The organism is Streptomyces sp. NPDC026417 (assembly GCF_055567695.1).
Map to the genome: position 1 here is coordinate 333,177 of NZ_JBVHPY010000001.1, position 18,183 is coordinate 351,359.

Here is an 18,183-nt window from a genome sequence, read left to right on the forward strand (position 1 = left end):
CTCCTTACCCACCGGCGACTTTCGATCTGCTGGCGGACGAGTGGTTACGGGCGCATGACGCGCAAGTGGACGTACCCAGGTGCCTTCGATCTGGGTATGTTCCTCGCCGTCAGGGCAGCCACCGTCACGTCGAGGAGTCGAGACCCGTGTCGGAAAACAAAGATCCCCACGTAGCTCAGAGCGGTGCCGAGGACGTGAAGTTCGTTTACGACTTCACGGAAGGCAACAAGGACCTCAAGGACCTGCTGGGCGGCAAGGGCGCGAACCTCGCCGAGATGACCAACCTGGGTCTTCCGGTCCCGCCGGGCTTCACCATCACGACCGAGGCCTGCAAGACCTACCTCGACAGCGGCGAGGAGCCGGCGGCACTGCGTGACGAGGTGAGTGCACACCTCGACGCCCTCGAGCAGAAGATGGGCAAGAAGCTCGGGCAGGCCGACAACCCCCTCCTCGTCTCCGTCCGTTCCGGCGCGAAGTTCTCCATGCCCGGCATGATGGACACCGTCCTGAACATCGGGCTCTCCGACAAGTCGGTGCAGGGCCTGGCCAAGCAGGCCGGCGACGACCGCTTCGCGTGGGACTCCTACCGCCGCCTCATCCAGATGTTCGGCAAGACGGTCCTCGGTGTCGACGGCGACCTCTTCGAGGACGCGCTGGAGGCCGCCAAGGAGGCGAAGAAGGTCGCGGTCGACACGGACCTCGAGGCCGCCGACCTGAAGAAGCTCGTCACCAAGTTCAAGAAGATCGTCAAGACCGAGGCCGGCCGGGACTTCCCGCAGGACCCGCGCGAGCAGATGGACCTCGCCATCCACGCGGTCTTCGACTCCTGGAACACCGACCGCGCCAAGCTGTACCGCCGTCAGGAGCGCATCCCGCACGACCTCGGCACGGCCGTCAACGTCTGTTCCATGGTCTTCGGCAACCTCGGCCCCGACTCCGGCACCGGCGTCGCCTTCACCCGCGACCCCGCCTCCGGCCACCAGGGCGTCTACGGCGACTACCTGCAGAACGCCCAGGGCGAGGACGTCGTCGCGGGCATCCGCAACACGGTCCCGCTCGCGGAGCTGGAGCAGATCGACAAGAAGTCGTACGACCAGCTCATGCAGATCATGGAGACCCTGGAGAACCACTACAAGGATCTCTGCGACATCGAGTTCACCATCGAGCGCGGCCAGCTCTGGATGCTCCAGACCCGCGTCGGCAAGCGGACCGCCGGTGCGGCCTTCCGCATCGCCACGCAGCTGGTCGACCAGGGCCTGATCGACGAGGCCGAGGCGCTCCAGCGCGTCACCGGCGCGCAGCTCGCCCAGCTGATGTTCCCGCGCTTCGACGACGGCGCGAAGGTCCAGCAGGTCGGCCGCGGCATCGCGGCCTCGCCGGGCGCGGCGGTCGGCAAGGCCGTCTTCGACTCGTACACCGCGGTGAAGTGGTCCCGCTCGGGCGAGAAGGTCATCCTGGTCCGCCGCGAGACCAACCCCGACGACCTGGACGGCATGATCGCGGCGGAGGGCATCCTCACCTCGCGCGGCGGCAAGACCTCGCACGCGGCCGTGGTCGCGCGCGGCATGGGCAAGACCTGTGTGTGCGGCGCCGAGGAGCTGGAGGTCGACACCAAGCGGCGCCGGATGACGGTGCCGGGCGGACACGTCGTCGAGGAGGGCGACGTCATCTCCATCGACGGCTCGACCGGCAAGGTCTACCTGGGCGAGGTCCCGGTCGTCCCGTCCCCGGTCGTGGAGTACTTCGAGGGCCGGATGCACGCCGGCGCCAACGACGCCGACGAGCTGGTCGAGGCCGTGCACCGGATCATGGCGTTCGCCGACCGCAAGCGGCGCCTGCGGGTGCGCGCGAACGCGGACAACGCCGAGGACGCGATGCGCGCGCGGCGCTTCGGCGCGCAGGGCATCGGCCTGTGCCGCACCGAGCACATGTTCCTGGGCGACCGCCGCGAACTGGTCGAGCGGCTGATCCTGGCCGACACGGAGGCCGAGCGCGAGGAGTCCCTCAAGGAGCTCCTCCCGCTCCAGAAGCAGGACTTCGTGGAGCTGTTCTCGGCGATGGACGGCCTGCCGGTGACGATCCGGCTGCTGGACCCGCCGCTGCACGAGTTCCTGCCCGACATCACCGAGCTGTCGGTCCGGGTGGCCCTCGCGGAGTCCCGCAAGGACTCGAACGAGAACGACCTGCGCCTGCTCCAGGCCGTCCACCGCCTGCACGAGCAGAACCCGATGCTGGGCCTGCGCGGCGTCCGCCTCGGCCTGGTCATCCCCGGCCTGTTCACGATGCAGGTGCGGGCGATCGCGGAGGCCGCGGCCGAACGCCGCAACGCCAAGGGCGACCCGCGCGCCGAGATCATGATCCCCCTGGTGGGCACGGTCCAGGAGCTGGAGATCGTCCGCGACGAGGCCGACCAGGTCATCGCCGAGGTCCAAGAGGCCACCGGGGTCCAGCTGAACCTGGCCATCGGCACGATGATCGAGCTGCCCCGGGCCGCGCTGACCGCCGGTCAGATCGCCGAGGCCGCCGAGTTCTTCTCCTTCGGCACGAACGACCTCACCCAGACGGTGTGGGGCTTCTCCCGCGACGACGTGGAGGCGAGCTTCTTCACCGCGTACCTGGAGAAGGGCATCTTCGGGGTCTCCCCCTTCGAGACCATCGACCGGGACGGCGTCGGCTCGCTCGTGCGCAGCGCGGTCGAGGCCGGCCGGGCCACCCGCCCCGACCTCAAGCTCGGCGTCTGCGGCGAGCACGGCGGCGACCCCGAGTCGGTGCACTTCTTCCACGAGGTCGGACTCGACTACGTCTCCTGCTCGCCGTTCCGGATCCCGGTGGCGCGGCTTGAGGCGGGACGCGCGGCGTCCTCGTCGGCGGGAAGCGACCACCGCTAGGGGGCCGAACGACACCCCGAGACCCCCGGGCCCGCCACCGGTCACTTCCTGACCCTCACCGACGCGGCGGCGGTCCCGGTGCACCAGGAGAGGGCGGTACCCCTGTGCGGGGGGTGCCGCCCTCTCGGGCGTCCGGGCCCCGGCGCGTCCGGCGGACGCGTCCCCCGCCCCCCGCCCGAAAGCCCGGTCCCGTCGAGGAGCGGGCGTACGGTGAGGGTCCACTTCGGGCGAGAGGGAACATCCGTCATGACGGGCTGGAACGCGAGCGACATCCCCGACCAGAGCGGCCGCACCGCCGTCGTCACCGGCGCCAACAGCGGCCTCGGATACGTCACCGCACGGGAGCTGGCCCGCCGTGGCGCCCGCGTGCTGCTCGCCTGCCGCAGCGAGGAGCGCGGCCACGAGGCGGGGGACCGGCTCGTCGCCGAAGTGCCGGGCGCCGACGTGCGGTTCGTCCGGCTCGACCTCGGCGACCTCTCCTCCGTGCGGAAGTTCGCCGCGGCGTATCCCGACGAGAGGCTGGACCTGCTCGTCAACAACGCCGGCGTGATGGCGCTGCCGCAGGGCCGCACCGCCGACGGATTCGAGACCCAGTTCGGGGTCAACCACCTCGGGCACTTCGCGCTCACCGGGCTGCTGCTGCCCGCACTGCTGCGGACCCCCGGCGCCCGGGTCGTCACCCTGTCCAGCATGGTGCACGCCCTGGCCAACATCGACATCGACGACCTCAACAGCGAGCGCGGGTACCGGCGCTGGATCGCCTACGCGCGGTCCAAGACCGCCAACCTGCTCTTCACCCACGAGCTGGCCCGGCGCCTCGCGGCCACCGGCTCCGGGCTGGTGCCCGCGGCGGCGCACCCGGGCTACGCCTCCACGAACCTGCAGGCCGCCGGGCCGCGGATGGAGGGCCGCAGGGGAGCCGAGCGGTTCGTGGAGATCGGCAACCGGGTCTTCGCGCAGAGCGCCGAGGCCGGTGCCCTGCCCACGCTGTACGCGGCCACCGCCGACGGGGTCCTGCCGGACTCCTTCACCGGGCCCTCGTTCGCGATGTGGCGCGGTGCGCCCGCGAGGTCGTGGCGGGCGTCCTGGACCCGCGACGACCGGGTGAGCGAGCGCCTGTGGGCCGCCTCCGAGGAGCTGACCGGCGTCACGTACGACGCGCTGACGTCCTGAGCGCCGGCGCCGCCCGGCGGCCGCCTCGTCGCAGGGCGCCCACCGGACGGCGGAGGCCGCTTCCTCAGAAGGCGCGTACCTCGTAGGCGGGCACGCTGACCGACTCGTCGTCCAGGCACTGCCCGGAGGCCAGGTCGAAGCGCTGCTTGAGCAGCGGCGAGGCGACGAACGCCCGCCCCCGGTGGCTGCCGGTCAGCCCGCGGGAGAGGACCGCCGCCCCGCTGAACGGGTCCCGGTTGCCGATGGCGTACGTCCGGCCCGCCCGGTCGCGGAAGAGGGCGACCTGGCGGCCGTCGGGCAGCAGGGCCGCGACCCCCCGGCCCGGCGTCAGCAGGGACAGGTCGCAGACGGTGAACCAGTCGTCCTCCAGGCGGAGCTGAACCTTCAGGTCGGTGGTCTCGGGGGCGATCGTCATCGCTGGGCGCTTCCTTCCAGGGCTTCGGCGGGCCGCGTGCCGATCGTGAGCAGCGGCAGGTCGGGCTTGATCTGGTCGCGCTCCGGCACGAAGCCGACGACCGGGTCGGGAGTGTCGGGCGCGTTCACGAAGGACACGAACCGGGCCAGCTTCTCGGGGTCGTTGATGGTCTCCGCCCACTCGTCGCGGTAGCCCGCGACGTGGGCCTGCATCAGGCCCTCCAGCTCCTCGCAGATGCCGAGCGAGTCGTGCACGACCACGTCGCGTACGTGGTCGAGGCCGCCCTCGATCCGCTCCAGCCAGGTGGACGTGCGCTCCAGGCGGTCGGCCGTACGGATGTAGAACATCAGGAACCGGTCGATCAGGCGCACCAGTTCGGCGTCCGACAGGTCCTGCGCGAGCAGGTCGGCGTGGCGCGGGGTGGCGCCGCCGTTGCCGCCGACGTACAGGTTCCAGCCGTTGGAGGTGGCGATGATGCCGAAGTCCTTGGACTGGGCCTCGGCGCACTCGCGGGCGCAGCCGGAGACGGCCGACTTCAGCTTGTGCGGGGAGCGCAGGCCCCGGTAGCGCAGCTCCAGGTCGATCGCCATGCGGACCGAGTCCTGCACGCCGTAGCGGCACCAGGTCTGCCCCACGCAGGACTTGACCGTCCGCAGCGACTTCCCGTACGCGTGTCCCGACTCGAAGCCGGCGTCCACCAGCCGGGCCCAGATCAGCGGGAGCTGCTCCACCCGGGCGCCGAACATGTCGATCCGCTGACCGCCGGTGATCTTCGTGTAGAGGCCGAAGTCCCGGGCCACCTCGCCGATCACGATGAGCCGCTCCGGGGTGATCTCACCGCCGGGGATGCGCGGCACGATCGAGTACGAGCCGTTCTTCTGCAGGTTGGCGAGGAAGTGGTCGTTGGTGTCCTGGAGCGCGGCCTGCTCGCCGTCCAGGACGTAGCCGTCGGCGCCGATGGCGGGGGCCAGCGAGGCGATGATCGAGCCGATGGCGGGCTTGCAGGTCTCGCAGCCCTCGCCGCCCCGGGCGTCCTCGCGGCCGTAGCGGTCCAGCAGTGCCTGGTAGGAGTGGATGCGCAGGGCGAGGACGATCTCGTACAGCTCCTCGCGGGTCTGCGCGAAGCAGCCGCACAGGCCCTTGTCGACCTCGACGCCGCTCGCCTCCAGCTCGGCGGTGACCAGCTGTCCCAGTACCTTGACGCAACTGCCGCAGCCCGTACCCGCCTTGGTGCACTTCTTGACCTCGGGCACGGTCGTGCAGGAGTGCTCGGTGACCGCGCCGCGGATCGTGCCCTTGGTGACGTTGTGGCAGGAGCAGATGACGGCCTCGTCCGGCAGGGCCGAGGGGCCGAGGGCGACCGGGCCGCCGGAACCGGCCGGCAGGACGAGCTGCTCGGGCGCGATCGGCGGCACGGACCCGGTGAGGGCGCGCAGCGTGCCGTAGGCGTCCGCGTCGCCGACCAGAATCCCGCCGAGCAGCCGCCCGTCGCGGCCGATGACCAGCTTCTTGTAGGTGCCCGACCGCGAGTCCGCGTAGACGACGTCGAGGCAGTCGGCGGCGGTGCCGTGCGCGTCCCCGAAGGAGGCGACGTCCACGCCGAGGAGCTTGAGCTTGGTGGAGAGGTCGGCGCCCGTGAAGCTCGCCTCGTCCGCGGCGATGGTGGCGGCGGCCGTCTCGGCCATCTCGTAGCCGGGCGCGACCAGGCCGTAGACCCGGCCGTCCGCCGCGAGGGCGCACTCGCCGATGGCGAACACGTACGGGTCCGAGGTGCGGCACTGCTCGTCGACCGTGATGCCGCCGCGCTCGCCGACGGTGAGGCCGGTGTCGCGGGCGAGCTGGTCGCGGGGCCGGACGCCCGCGGAGAACACCACCAGATCCGTGGCGAGTTCGGAGCCGTCGGAGAGCTTCATGCCGGTCACCGCGCCGTCGTCGCCGACGACGATCTCCTGCGTGCCCGTGCCGGTGTGCACGGTCAGGCCCATCTCCTCGATGGTCCGCAGGAGCGCGGCGCCACCGCCCTCGTCGACCTGCACGGGCATGAGGCGCGGCGCGAACTCCACGATGTGCGAGGTCAGTCCGAGCCCCTTGAGGGCGCCGGCGGCCTCGAGCCCGAGCAGCCCGCCACCCACCACGGCCCCGGTCGTCGCCCGCGACTTCGCGTACTCCTCGATGGCGAGGAGGTCCTCGATCGTGCGGTAGACGAAGCAGCCCTCGGCGTCCTTGCCGGGCACCGGCGGCACGAAGGGGTACGAACCGGTGGCGAGGACGAGGGTGTCGTAGGCGAAGACCCGGCCGGAGCGGGCGGTGACCTTCCGGGCCTCGCGGTCGATCGTCTCGGCCGGGTCGCCGAGGTGCAGTTCGATGCCGTGCTCCTTGACGAACTCCTCGTCGGTGAGCGAGAGGTCCTCGGGGCTGCGACCCGAGAAGTACGAGGTGAGCTGCACCCGGTCGTAGGCGGGCCGGGGCTCCTCGCACAGCACGACCACGCGGTGCGTGGCGGTCAGGCCGCGCTCGGCCAGCGCTTCGAGGAAGCGCTGGCCGACCATGCCGTGGCCGACGAGCACGATCGTGGGGGTGCCCCCCAGGGTGGCGGTCATCAGGAGCCTCCGTCGTTGGTGAGCAGGTGGAGCAGTGGTGCGCCGTCCGTGGGGAGCGGCTCTGCTCCCTCCCAGGCGCGCGCGAGCGCGCCCACGGTGCCGAGTTCGCCGACGAGTACGCCGCCGACCAGGCGGTCGTCGCGGACGACGACCTTGCGGTAGGTGCCGCGGGTGGCGTCGGTCAGCTGGATGACGTCGTCGCCGGGGCGCGGGTCGGTCTCGCCGAAGGCGGCGAGGTCGAAGGGCGCGAGCCCGGTCAGGGTGAGCCGGGTCAGGGAGCGGGTGCCGCGATAGCGCGCGGTGCCGTCCCCCGGGTCGCCGGCGAGCAGTTCGGCCAGCACGTCGGCCTGTTCGAGGGCGGGCGTCGCCAGGCCGTAGACCGTGCCCTCGTGCTGGGTGCAGTCGCCGATCGCCCGGATGTCCGGGTCGGAGGTACGCAGCTGGTCGTCGACGAGGATGCCCTTGTGGACGGCCAGGCCCGCGTCCTGGGCGAGCCCCACCCGGGGGTGGACCCCGCAGGCCAGGACGACGAGTTCGGCGTCCAGGGCGTATCCGTCGGCCATCTCGACCGAGCGGACCGCGCCGCCGACGCAGCGCACGTCGCGCACCCGGGTCTCCGTGTGCACCTCGACACCCAGGTCCGTGAGGTGCCGGTGCACCAGCCGGGACGCGGACGGGTCGAGCTGGCGCTCCATGAGCCGCTCGGCCTGCTGGGCGAGGACCACCTGGGCGCCGCGCACGGCGAGCGCTCGGGCGGCCGAGACGCCCAGCAGACCGCCGCCGATGACGACGGCCCGGGTGCCCTGCCGTACGGCCTTGGACAGGCCGAGGCAGTCGTCCATCGTCCGGAACGCGTGGACCCCCTCGGGCAGTTCGTGCCGCTCGTGCGCGAACAGGCCGCGCAGCGGCGGCAGCACCGGGTTGGAGCCGGTCGCGAGGACCAGGGTGTCGTACGCGATCACCGAACCGTCCGCGCAGCGCAGCGTGCGCGCGGCCCGGTCGATGCCGGTCACCCGGGTCCGGATCAGGCCGGCCGGTGCCGGGAGGGCGATCACCTCGGGGGCGTACCGCCCGGCCAGGACCTCGGCGAGCAGCACCCGGTTGTAGGGCCGGTGCTCCTCCTCGCCGATGAGCACGACGGACATGCCGAGCTCGTCGAGCCGCCGGGCGAGCCGGGCGCCCGCGATCCCGGCGCCGATCACCACCACACGCGTTTTCGAGGTCATGCGAGCAGCCTGCGGGGCCGGTGTTACCCGGTCGCATCACTCCCGTTTCCCGCGGGGAACGCTGCGCTCAGCGTCGGCGGAAGGGGAGTGTGAGGGTTGTGGAGGCGGGCCCGCGGGGCACTGTGAGCCCTCTCCCGCGGGCGCGCCGCTCGCCGCGGCCCACCGGGCCGACTCCTTCCGGTGGGCGCGCCGGCCGCGCGCGGACCACCGTGCGCCCAGCGGGCCGAGTGGTCTCCGGCGGGCGGGCCGACCCGGCGGCGGACGATCGGACGCCCAGCGGGCCGAGTCCTCTCCGGGGATGCGCCGGCCCGGTGCCTTCTCCGGGGATGCGCCGGCCCGACGCCCGCTCCGGGGCCCCGGCCCCCGGCGGACCGTCGCGCGCGGTCCGGCCAACCTCAGAAGACGCTCAGGTCCGTGGACGGCACATCCATCTCCTCCATAGGGTCCCGATCATGCCCGACATATCGCTGACCATGGTCGTCGTCCTCTGCCTCGCCTCCCTCGCGGCCGGCTGGGTCGACGCCGTGGTGGGCGGCGGCGGGCTGCTCCTCCTGCCCGCCCTGCTGCTCGGCCTGCCGAACTCCGTGTCCGCCGCCCAGTACGCGCTGGGCACCAACAAGGCGGTGGCGATCGTGGGCACCACCGGCGCCGCGGTGACGTACGCGCGCAAGGCGCCCGTGGACGTCGGCACGGCCGTGCGCATCGGCCTGGCGGCGCTGGCCGGGTCCACGGCGGGCGCGTTCGTCGCCGCCGGGCTGAGCACCGAGCTGCTGAAGCCGGTCGTCATGGTCGTCCTGCTCGGCGTCGGGGCCTTCGTGATCCTGCGGCCCGCCTTCGGCACGGCGCCGGCGACGGGACCCGTCCCGCCCCGCCGGATCCTCGCGGCGATCGGCCTGGCCGGCCTGGGCATCGGCTTCTACGACGGGCTGATCGGCCCCGGCACCGGTACGTTCCTCGTCCTCGCCCTCACCGCACTGCTCCACCTCGACCTGGTGACCGCCTCCGCCACCGCGAAGATCGTCAACTGCTGCACCAACGCGGGCGCGCTGGCGATGTTCGCCTGGAAGGGCACCGTCTTCTGGCAGCTGGCCGCGCTGATGGCCCTCTTCAACCTGGTCGGCGGCATGGTGGGGGCGCAGACCGCGCTCAAGAGGGGCAGCGGATTCGTGCGGGTGGTCCTGCTGACGGTGGTCTTCGCCCTGGTCGCGAACCTGGCCTACCAGCAGTGGGTGGCCTGACCCGGTCACGCCCCGCGCACGCGCTCACCGGCTCCCGGTCAGATGGGCGAAGACGACGACGTTGCCCTGGTAGCCGGTCGCCTCCGAGTAACCGCCGCCGCACGTGATGACGCGCAGCTCGGGCCGCCGCGCGGCGCCGTACACCTTCTCGTCGGGGAAGTCGCGGGCGTCGTAGACCTCGACCGCGTCCACGGTGAAGAGGGCGACCGACCCGTCCCGGCGCGCCACCTCGACCGAGCTGCCCTTCGCCAGGCCGCCGAGGTCGTAGAAGACCGCGGGACCCTCGGTGTTGTCGACGTGACCGGCGACGATGGCGGTGCCCGTCTCGCCCGGCGTGGTGCCGGCCTCGTACCAGCCGGCGAGGTTCTTCTTGGCGGCCGGCGGGACGTCCAGGCTGCCCTGCGGGGTGAGGCCGAGCCCCATCAGGGGGGCGTCCACGTCGATGGCGGGGATGCGGATGCGGTCGGGCGGGGAGGGTGGCAGCGCCGGTGCCGCGGACTGCCGCTCACCGGTGCCGGGCGTGGAGGCCTGCGCGGCCGAGGGCTGCGGCGGCGCGTGCCGTTCGGCCCCGCTGCGCAGCAGCCACGCGCCGGAGCAGAGCGCGGCCACGGTGACGGCGGATATGGCGAGGTTGCTCAGTCTGCGCACGTGAGCCTCCAGTCTCGGTGCCACGGGTCCCGCGCCTTCACCTCGGGGCCGCGGGGCCGCGTCTCTTCCCGGTGACGCGGGAGCCCGCGCCCGTGGAGCCGGCCGGGTCCGCCGCCCCCTCCGGGCCGCGAGGGGCGTCGGACCCGGAGGGGGAGGACGGCGGTACCTGTGGACGGACAGCGGAGGGTGTCCGTCAGAACCCGTCGCCTCTCGCCCGGCGATGCAGGAGCCAGGTACCGCCCGCGGCGGCGACGGCCAGCGCCGCCACTCCCGCCGCGGTCTGCACGGGGTCGGGGCCGAGTGCGCCGCCGACCCCCGTCTTGACGCTTCCTCGCGGGTGCACCCGCTCCTCGGTGGAGGTCACCGTGACCACCAGGTCACCCGCCACCCGCCGGCCGCCGGAGCACTTCGCGACGATCTCGTACGTGCCGGGCTGCGCGCTCGCCGGCACGTGGAAGCGGCCGATCGCGTCCCGCCCGTGCGTGCCGGGGGCCAGTGCGAACGTGCCCGCGCCCACCGCGCTGGCGTCGCCCGTCGCCGTGCCGTCCGCGCCGCAGGCCGCCGTGTTCACCGAGACGTCGGCGCCGGGGGCGACGGTGGCCGGGTACACCTCCAGGGTGCCGGTGTCCCCGCCGTACGCGGGCGCGGCGGCGAGGCCCGCGGCGGCGACGGCGAGCGCGGTACCGGTCAGCAGACGGGTTGGGCGCATCGTGTTGCTCCTCCGAGGGGGCGCGGCCCGCGGCACCCCCATGTGCCGCTGCGTCGGTCGCACCCCTGCCCTACCGAGGTAAGTGGCACCGGGCGCGGTCCGCTCCCTGATGGAACGTCAGAATTGAGGTGAACGGGTGTCAGACGGCGTGCCGGGCACGCCGGTCCGGTGGCGTTCCAGCAGGTCACCGGCGTGGCGCCGAGCCGCCGCCGAAAAGAACCCGAAGGGCGCGGAGCGCGGGTGTGAACGGGTGACCGGGTCGCGGCGGCGAACGCTTGACCTCAAGGAAGCTTGAGGTATCAGGCTGTGCCCATGAAGACCGACACAGCCACACCCGCGGACGCCCGGACCGCCGACCCCGCCGTCGCCACCCCGGCCGAACCGACCCTCGCCGCCCCCGCCGGACCCGTGGGCGAACCGGCGCTCGCCGGACCGCCGGCCGCCGCCCCCGCCGCCCCGGCCCCTTTGCCGAACCGGCCCTCGCCGCCCCCGCGGAGCCCGCCGTCGCCCCGGCGCCCGCCGAGGGGCCGGCCGGCGACCGCCTGCCCGACACACCGGTGCGCGTCGCCGTGGTCGTCGGCAGCAATCGTGAGGGCCGGTTCGGGCCCGTCGTCGCCGAGTGGCTGCTCGGCCGCGTCCGTGAACGCGACGACCTGCTCCCGGAGGTCGTCGACGTCGCCGAGGTCGCCCTGCCCACCACGCTGACCCACGCGCCGTCCGCCGAGGTGGCCGCGGAACTCGCCCGGGTCTCCGCGGCGCTCGACGCCGCCGACGCCTACGTCGTCCTGACCCCCGAGTACAACCACAGCTTCCCCGCGGGCCTGAAGAACCTCGTCGACTGGCACTACACGCAGTGGCGCGCCAAGCCCGTCGCCCTCGTCTCCTACGGAGGGCTGTCCGGCGGCCTGCGCGCGAGCGAGCACCTGCGCCAGGTCTTCGCCGAACTGCACGCCGTGACGGTCCGCGACACGGTGTCCTTCCACCAGGCGAGTGCGGCGTTCGACGCCGACGGCCGTCTCCACGACCCCGGCCCCCCGGCCGCCGCGGCGCAGCTGATGCTCGACCGGCTGGTGTGGTGGGCGCGGGCGCTGCGCGAGGCCAAGGAGCGTCGTCCGTACGGGGGTTGACCGCACGAGCGGTGTGCACGGGGGGCGCGGTCACCGGCCGGTGCCGTAGGGCGGGCGGCCGTCCCGGCGCGGGACGGCCGCCCATCGCTCACCGCGGGCTCAGCCCACGGCCACGGCGCTCCAGGCGGCCGCCACCGCGTTGTACTCCGCGCTGCCCGCGCCGTACAGGTCCTTCGCCGCGTTCAGCGTCGCCGTCCGCGCCCCGGCGTAGTTCGTCGAGGACGTCATGTGGACGGTGAGGGCGCGGTACCAGATGGCGCCGAGCTTCTCCCGGCCGATGCCCTCCAGGGACGCGCCGTTGCACGTGGTGCCGTTGTGCTGGACCCCGCCGATCACCTTGGCCCCGCTGCCCTCGGCGAGCAGGTAGGCGAAGTGGTTGGCGATCCCGGACGAGTAGTGGACGTCGAGGTCGCCCACCGAGGAGCTCCAGCAGTCCGCGGACTTGCCGTCCTTGGAGGGCTGGTCCATGTAGCGCAGGGCCGGCTTGCCGAAGCCGGGGCGGACGACCTCCTCGCCGATCAGCCAGTCACCGGGGTCGGAGGTGTTGCCGGCGTGGAACTCCACCAGTGTGCCGAAGATGTCGGAAGTCGCCTCGTTGAGGCCGCCGGACTCACCGGAGTACGCCAGTTTCGCGGTCTTCGACGTCACGCCGTGCGACATCTCGTGCCCCGCGACGTCGAGGGACACGAGCGGGCCGAAGGTCGTCCCGTCGCCGTCGCCGTACGTCATGCAGAAGCAACTGTCGTCCCAGAAGGCGTTGTTGTACTTGTTGCCGTAGTGCACCCGGTTGTACGAGCCCTTGCCGTCCCCCGCGATGCCGCTGCGGCCGTGGACGCCCTTGTAGTAGTCCCAGGTCTCGTCCGTGCCGTACTGCGCGTCGACGGCGACCGTCGCGCGGTCCGCCGTGGTGCCGGTGCCCCAGTGGTTGTCGGCGTCGGTGAAGAGCGTCGCGGGCGCCCGGCTGAAACAGATCCCGAGGATGCACAGGTCCGTCTTGTTGGCGGCGTCACCGGTGTACGTGTTCCCGCGCGTCGGGTCCTTCAGCTGGTACGCGGACCCGGACGCCGTGGTCTCCAGCGGGACCGTCCCGCCGTAGAGCGACTGTCCGTCGCCGGTCGCCGTCTCGATGCTGTCCCACGCGTCGATCCGGCCCCCGGTGCGGGCGTCGGTCAGTACCGTGCGGGCGACCGGGTTGCCGAGCGAGTCCTGGCCCACCACGTCGGTGCGCCAGGCCAGCCGGGGAGTCCCGTGCAGGGCGTCGACGACCAGCCGCGGCTTGGCCGTCACCTTCCTGAGGGTCTCGCCCACGTGTGCGGCGCGCAGTGCGGCGGTGGCGAGGTCGGCGGCCCGGGGCGCGGAGAGCTTCGGCGTGACGCCGGGCAGGGAGATGGCGCGCGTGGTGGCGCGGTCGGCGCCCCGGTAGGCGCCGTCCGGGGCCAGGTGGACCACGAAGTCGCCGCCCAGGACCGGGAGTTCGCGGTATGTGCGGTCGTAGCGCACATGCTGGTCGCCGTCCGCGTCGACGACGACGTCCCGGACCGTGGTGCCCTGGGCGGAGGTCAGCCCGAGCCGTGCCGCCTCGTCCAGCAGGGCCGAGGCCGCGTTGCCGATCGCGGTGGCCCGGTCCGGCCGGTCGCCCGCGTCGGCGGCGTCGGCGGCCGGGGTCACCGCGGTGGCCAGCAGGCCGGTGGTGGCCGCGGCGATGCCGAGGCCGGCGAGACGGGAACCTCGGGCGTGCCGTATCCGACTCATCTGTCTCCTTGAGGCGCGTGGGGGCGCGCGAAGGCGCGTGGGGGGTGGCGCTGAGTGCCCTCAGATTTAAGGGGCCATGACATGTCATGTCCATAGCGTCGACAGGGGGATGTGTGTGGGTGTGTGTGGAGCGAGAATCGTTTCTGCGAAGGCTTGCGCGAGGGCTCGAACGAGGAGAGCGATCATGGCCACGGCCGACTGGCTGACCGTCCTGACCACGACCGACGCCGCGGAGAAGGCGCAGTCGCTCGCTGCGGGGGCGGTGCGGGCCCGGCTCGCGGCCTGTGCGCAGATCTCCGGCCCGGTGACCTCCGTCTACCGCTGGGAAGGCGCCGTGGAGACGGCCACCGAGTGGCAGCTGCTCCTGAAGACGACGGGCGCCCGGTACGACGCGCTGGAGGCGTATCTGCGCGAGGCGCACGACTACGACACCCCCGAGATCATCGCCACGCCCGTCGTGCGGGGGAGCGCGGACTACCTGCGCTGGGTCGAGCAGGAGACGGGGACGGACGCGTGACCGGGACGCGGCTGCCCTTCTTCGTCTACGGCACCCTGCGCCCCGGCGGCCGTAACCACGACCGCTTCCTGCGCGGCCGCACCCGCTCCGAGGAACCCGCCCGGATGCGGGGGGCGGCGCTGTACGACGGGCCCGGCTATCCGTACGCGGTCCCGGCACCGGGCGGCTCGGTGAGCGGCGAACTGGTCACCGCGCGGCCCGAGGCGTACGGGGCGCTGCTCCTGGAACTCGACCGGCTCGAGGAGTACGCCTACACCCCCGGCGACCCCCGCAACCTGTACGAGCGCGTCGCACGGGACGTGGCGAGGGCGGACGGGACGCCGGTGCGGGCCTGGGTGTACGTGGCCGCGCCCGCGGTCGCCGCCCGGCTGCGGGCCCGCGGCAGCCTGGTCGAGGGCGGCGACTGGCACACCCGCCACCCGCCGCCTGGCCGCACCCGGGCCGCCGGGCCCGGTCGTCTCCCGGCCCCGGAGGGCCCGTAGGCGTGGGCGATATGAGGCCGGCTCAGGCCTGGTCGAGGGCCTCCAGCCGTACCGCGCACGCCTTGAACTCCGGCATGCGCGAGGTCGGGTCCAGAGCCGGGTTGGTGAGGGTGTTGGCGCGGCCCTCGCCGGCCCAGTGGAAGGGCATGAAGACGGTGTCGGGGCGGATGGAGGTGGTCACGCGGGCCGGCGCGACGGCCCGTCCCCGCCGGGACACGACCGCCACCGGGTCCCCGTCCGCCGCCCCGAGCCGCTCGGCGAGCCGCGGATGCATCTCCACGAACGGCCCGGGCGCGGCGGCGTTGAGCTCGTCGACCCGCCGGGTCTGGGCGCCCGACTGGTACTGCGCGACCACCCGCCCGGTGGTGAGCAGCACCGGGTACTCGGCGTCCGGTTCCTCGGCGATCGCCCGGTGCGACACCGGGACGAACCGCGCCCGCCCGTCCTCGGTCGCGAACCGGTCGAGGAAGAGGCGCGGCGTGCCGGGGTGGACCCCGCCCGCGGACTCCCCGGCCGGGTCGTCCGGCGGGGTGTCGAACCCCGCGTCCTCACCGTCCCCGACGGTCTCCGGCGCCGGACAGGGCCAGAACACCCCGTTCTCCTCGGCCAGCCGGCGGTAGGTGATCCCCGAGTAGTCCGCGGGACCGCCCGCGCTCGCCCGGCGCAGCTCCTCGAAGACCTCCTCCGGGTCCGTCGGGAAGCCCTTCTCGACGCCCAGCCGGTCGGCCAGTCCGTTCAGGACGTCGAGGTCGCTGCGCACCCCGTCGGGAGGCGGGAGGGCCCGGCGGCGCAGCAGGACCCGGCCCTCCAGGTTCGTCGTCGTGCCCGACTCCTCCGCCCACTGGGTGACCGGCAGCACCACGTCGGCCAGCGCGGCCGTCTCGGACAGGACGACGTCCGCGACCGCCAGGAACCGCAGCGACCTCAGCCGTCCCTCGATGTGCGCGGCGCGCGGCGCGGACACCACCGGGTTGGAGCCCATCAGCAGCAGCGCGTGGATGTCGGTCCCCAGCGCGTCGAGCAGCTCGTACGCGCTGCGCCCGGGCCCGGGCAGCGAGTCCGGGTCCACGCCCCACACCTCCGCCACGTGCCGCCGGGCCGCCGGATCCGTCAGCTTCCGGTAGCCGGGCAACTGGTCCGCCTTCTGGCCGTGTTCACGCCCGCCCTGCCCGTTGCCCTGCCCGGTGAGGCAGCCGTAGCCGGACAGCGGGCGCCCCGCACGGCCGGTCGCCAGGCAGAGGTTGATCCAGGCGCTCACGGTGTCGGTGCCCTTGGACTGCTGCTCGGGCCCGCGGGCGGTGAGCACCATCGCCGACGCGGGCTCGCAGAACAGCCGCACCGTCTCGCGGAGTTGAGGAACGGACACCCCCGTGATCCGTTCCACGTACTCCGGCCAGTGCGCCATCGCCGCGGCCCGCGTCTCCTCCCAGCCGCTCGTGCGGTCCTGGATGTACGCCTCGTCCGTGCGCCCCTCGGCCACCACCAGGTGCAGCAGACCGAGGGCCAGCGCCAGATCGGTGCCCGGGCGCGGCGCGAGGTGCAGATCCGCCTGCTCCGCCGTGCGCGTCCGGCGCGGGTCGATCACGATCAGCGTGCCGCCGTTCTCCTTCAGCTCCGTGAGGTAGCGCAGCGCGGGCGGCATCGTCTCGGCGAGGTTCGAACCGACGAGGATCACACAGCCGGTCCGCGGGATGTCCTCCAGCGGGAACGGCAGTCCCCGGTCCAGGCCGAACGCCTGGAGTCCGCCCGCCGCCGCGGACGACATGCAGAAGCGCCCGTTGTAGTCGATCTGCGAGGTGCCGAGGACGACGCGGGCGAACTTGCCGAGCGCGTAGGCCTTCTCGTTCGTCAGACCGCCCCCGCCGAAGACCCCGCACGCGTCCGGGCCATGCTCCGTCCGCGTGCGGGACAGCTCCCCGGCGATCCGGTCGAGGGCCTCGTCCCAGCCGGCGGGTTCCAGGACGCCGTCCCTGCGGACCAGCGGGGAGGTCAGCCGCACCCGCGAGGACAGCAGGGCCGGTGCCGTACGGCCCTTGCCGCACAGGGCGCCCCGGTTCACCGGGAAGTCCGCGCGCTCCGTCAGATCGACGCCACCGTCGGACGTGGGCGTCAGATTCATCCCGCACTGCAGGGCGCAGTACGGGCAGTGGGTGGGCGTCGCGGAGATCTGCATGCCACCCAGCGTGCGTCGGCCGTGTTACACACCGGGGCGCACCCCGTTACGCCCCCGGCACGGGGACCTCCCGGTGGGGTGGACGTCGCCGTGAGGGGCGCCGTCCCGACCCGGGGGCGAGCCCCCGGCCCCCCGGCAGCGCTGCGCGCTCGCCCTCAATCGCCGGGCGGGCTGGAATTCGTCGCGCCGAGCGTTCGTCCGTGCGCGCCGGACGGGCAGGAATTCTTCGCGCCGAGGGTGGGGCTGGTGGCGTTGGTCGCCTGAAGTGGCGGCGCCGGGGAAGGTCCAGCCTCTCCGGCGTTCGAGGAGCGGGGTCCGGGGCGGAGCCCCGTGGGAGTCGGGGAGGAGCATCGGCCGGGGAGCCCCGGGGGGAGAGAGTCGCGCGGAGTCACCGGGACGGTGTTCGCAGCGCCCGGTCCACTCCCGGTTCGCGGGGGCCCAGGAACCGGGGATCGGGTTCGAACGCCGCGTCCAGCGCGGCCTTGCCCGCCGCGAGGACCTCGCGCGCACCCCCGTAGTACCAGGTGACGTCGTGCTTGGCGTCGACCCCGACGCCGTACGACCGGACCCCCGCCGCCTCGCACAGCGCGACCGCCCGCCGGATGTGGAAGCCCTGACTGATGAGCACGGCCCGGTCGACCCCGAAGATCTTCCTCGCCCGCACGCACGAGTCCCAGGTGTCGAATCCGGCGTAGTCGCTGACGATGCGCCCGTCGGGCACCCCCCGCTCGGTGAGGTAGGCCCGCATCGCGTCGGGCTCGTCGTAGTCCTCGCGGCTGTTGTCGCCGGTGACGAGCACGACCTCCACCCGGCCCGCCCGGTACAGCTTCGCCGCCGCGTCCAGGCGGTGTGCGAGGTACGGCGACGGCTCGCCGTCCCACAGCCCCGCCCCGAACACCACCGCCACCCCGGTCCGCGGCACGTCGGCGGTCGTCCGCAGCCGGTCGTCCGTCGTCACGTACATCCAGGTCGCGGGCAGCAGCGCCAGCACGCACAGCAGCATCACGGCCTGCACGGCCCGCCGCTGCCCCGTGCGGGTGCGCGGCAGGGACGGCCGGCGCAGCCGCGGCCTCGGCAGCCGCAGCGACGGTCTGTGCAGGCTCGGGCGCGGCAGGCGCATGATCGGTGTCCCCCAGGTGACGTCGGCACTCGACAGACAGACGCCGGGCAGGGGAGTACGGTTCATCGAGGGACCGTGACCGGACTCACTCCGCCGGCCGGACCGCGGGCGGGAG

14 protein-coding genes are annotated in these 18,183 nt (G+C 73.4%); 6 read left to right on the forward strand and 8 right to left on the reverse strand.

The window, feature by feature from the left end:
- The first annotated feature begins 146 nt into the window (after positions 1–146).
- Both ppdK and ACZ4NT_RS01405 read left to right on the forward strand, forming a co-directional pair.
- A complete protein-coding gene (gene ppdK / locus ACZ4NT_RS01400; RefSeq protein ID WP_121403171.1) occupies positions 147–2,888 on the forward strand; it encodes a pyruvate, phosphate dikinase in 2,742 nt (913 codons plus the stop codon).
- Positions 2,889–3,134: 246 nt separating this feature from the next.
- The gene (locus ACZ4NT_RS01405) at positions 3,135–4,061 is read left to right on the forward strand and encodes an oxidoreductase (protein WP_467722615.1); all 927 of its coding nucleotides are present in this window, start codon (positions 3,135–3,137) and stop codon (positions 4,059–4,061) included.
- A gap of 64 nt (positions 4,062–4,125) precedes the next feature.
- On the opposite strand, the gene nirD is transcribed toward ACZ4NT_RS01405, so the two are convergent.
- From nirD to ACZ4NT_RS01420, 3 genes are read right to left on the reverse strand one after another with little or no spacing between them, the layout of a single operon-like run.
- On the reverse strand, positions 4,126–4,476 hold the full coding sequence (nirD, locus tag ACZ4NT_RS01410) for a nitrite reductase small subunit NirD (RefSeq protein ID WP_121403173.1): 351 nt from the start codon (positions 4,474–4,476) through the stop codon (positions 4,126–4,128).
- Positions 4,473–7,076, reverse strand: a complete 2,604-nt coding sequence (nirB, locus tag ACZ4NT_RS01415) for a nitrite reductase large subunit NirB (protein WP_467722617.1) — start codon at positions 7,074–7,076, stop codon at positions 4,473–4,475. Before nirB ends, nirD begins: the two co-directional genes overlap by 4 nt.
- Positions 7,076–8,302, reverse strand: a complete 1,227-nt coding sequence (locus ACZ4NT_RS01420; protein ID WP_121403175.1) for an FAD-dependent oxidoreductase — start codon at positions 8,300–8,302, stop codon at positions 7,076–7,078. Before ACZ4NT_RS01420 ends, nirB begins: the two co-directional genes overlap by 1 nt.
- Positions 8,303–8,754: 452 nt before the next feature.
- On the opposite strand from ACZ4NT_RS01420, the gene ACZ4NT_RS01425 reads away from it, so the two are divergent.
- Positions 8,755–9,540, forward strand: a complete 786-nt coding sequence (locus ACZ4NT_RS01425; protein WP_467722619.1) for a sulfite exporter TauE/SafE family protein — start codon at positions 8,755–8,757, stop codon at positions 9,538–9,540.
- A 24-nt stretch (positions 9,541–9,564) separates the two neighbouring features.
- Here the strand turns inward: ACZ4NT_RS01425 and ACZ4NT_RS01430 are convergent, their stop codons facing one another.
- Positions 9,565–10,188, reverse strand: a complete 624-nt coding sequence (locus tag ACZ4NT_RS01430; RefSeq protein ID WP_467722621.1) for a class F sortase — start codon at positions 10,186–10,188, stop codon at positions 9,565–9,567.
- A gap of 193 nt (positions 10,189–10,381) precedes the next feature.
- Positions 10,382–10,897 carry a hypothetical protein gene (locus tag ACZ4NT_RS01435; RefSeq protein WP_121403178.1) on the reverse strand — a complete coding sequence of 172 codons (516 nt, stop codon included), beginning with the start codon at positions 10,895–10,897 and terminating at the stop codon, positions 10,382–10,384.
- 542 nt (positions 10,898–11,439) lie between these two features.
- On the opposite strand from ACZ4NT_RS01435, the gene ACZ4NT_RS01440 reads away from it, so the two are divergent.
- Complete coding sequence (locus ACZ4NT_RS01440; protein WP_467722883.1) at positions 11,440–12,024, forward strand: NADPH-dependent FMN reductase; 585 nt, start codon at positions 11,440–11,442, stop codon at positions 12,022–12,024.
- A 99-nt stretch (positions 12,025–12,123) separates the two neighbouring features.
- Here the strand turns inward: ACZ4NT_RS01440 and ACZ4NT_RS01445 are convergent, their stop codons facing one another.
- The gene (locus ACZ4NT_RS01445) at positions 12,124–13,776 is read right to left on the reverse strand and encodes a M4 family metallopeptidase (RefSeq protein WP_121403180.1); all 1,653 of its coding nucleotides are present in this window, start codon (positions 13,774–13,776) and stop codon (positions 12,124–12,126) included.
- A 184-nt stretch (positions 13,777–13,960) separates the two neighbouring features.
- Here ACZ4NT_RS01445 and cutA point away from each other — a divergent pair, with 184 nt between their 5' ends.
- Positions 13,961–14,293 carry a divalent-cation tolerance protein CutA gene (cutA, locus tag ACZ4NT_RS01450; RefSeq protein WP_121403181.1) on the forward strand — a complete coding sequence of 111 codons (333 nt, stop codon included), beginning with the start codon at positions 13,961–13,963 and terminating at the stop codon, positions 14,291–14,293.
- Positions 14,290–14,775 (forward strand): gamma-glutamylcyclotransferase family protein, encoded by a 486-nt coding sequence (locus ACZ4NT_RS01455; RefSeq protein ID WP_121403182.1) that lies wholly within the window; start codon positions 14,290–14,292, stop codon positions 14,773–14,775. The genes cutA and ACZ4NT_RS01455 overlap by 4 nt, the downstream gene beginning before the upstream one ends.
- A 22-nt stretch (positions 14,776–14,797) precedes the next feature.
- Here ACZ4NT_RS01455 and ACZ4NT_RS01460 read toward each other — a convergent pair whose 3' ends face one another.
- Both ACZ4NT_RS01460 and ACZ4NT_RS01465 read right to left on the reverse strand, forming a co-directional pair.
- Complete coding sequence (locus ACZ4NT_RS01460) at positions 14,798–16,948, reverse strand: molybdopterin oxidoreductase family protein (protein ID WP_467722624.1); 2,151 nt, start codon at positions 16,946–16,948, stop codon at positions 14,798–14,800.
- A gap of 388 nt (positions 16,949–17,336) precedes the next feature.
- Positions 17,337–18,068, reverse strand: coding sequence for an ElyC/SanA/YdcF family protein (locus tag ACZ4NT_RS01465; RefSeq protein ID WP_183116941.1), 732 nt, complete (start codon positions 18,066–18,068; stop codon positions 17,337–17,339).
- Positions 18,069–18,183 lie beyond the last annotated feature (115 nt).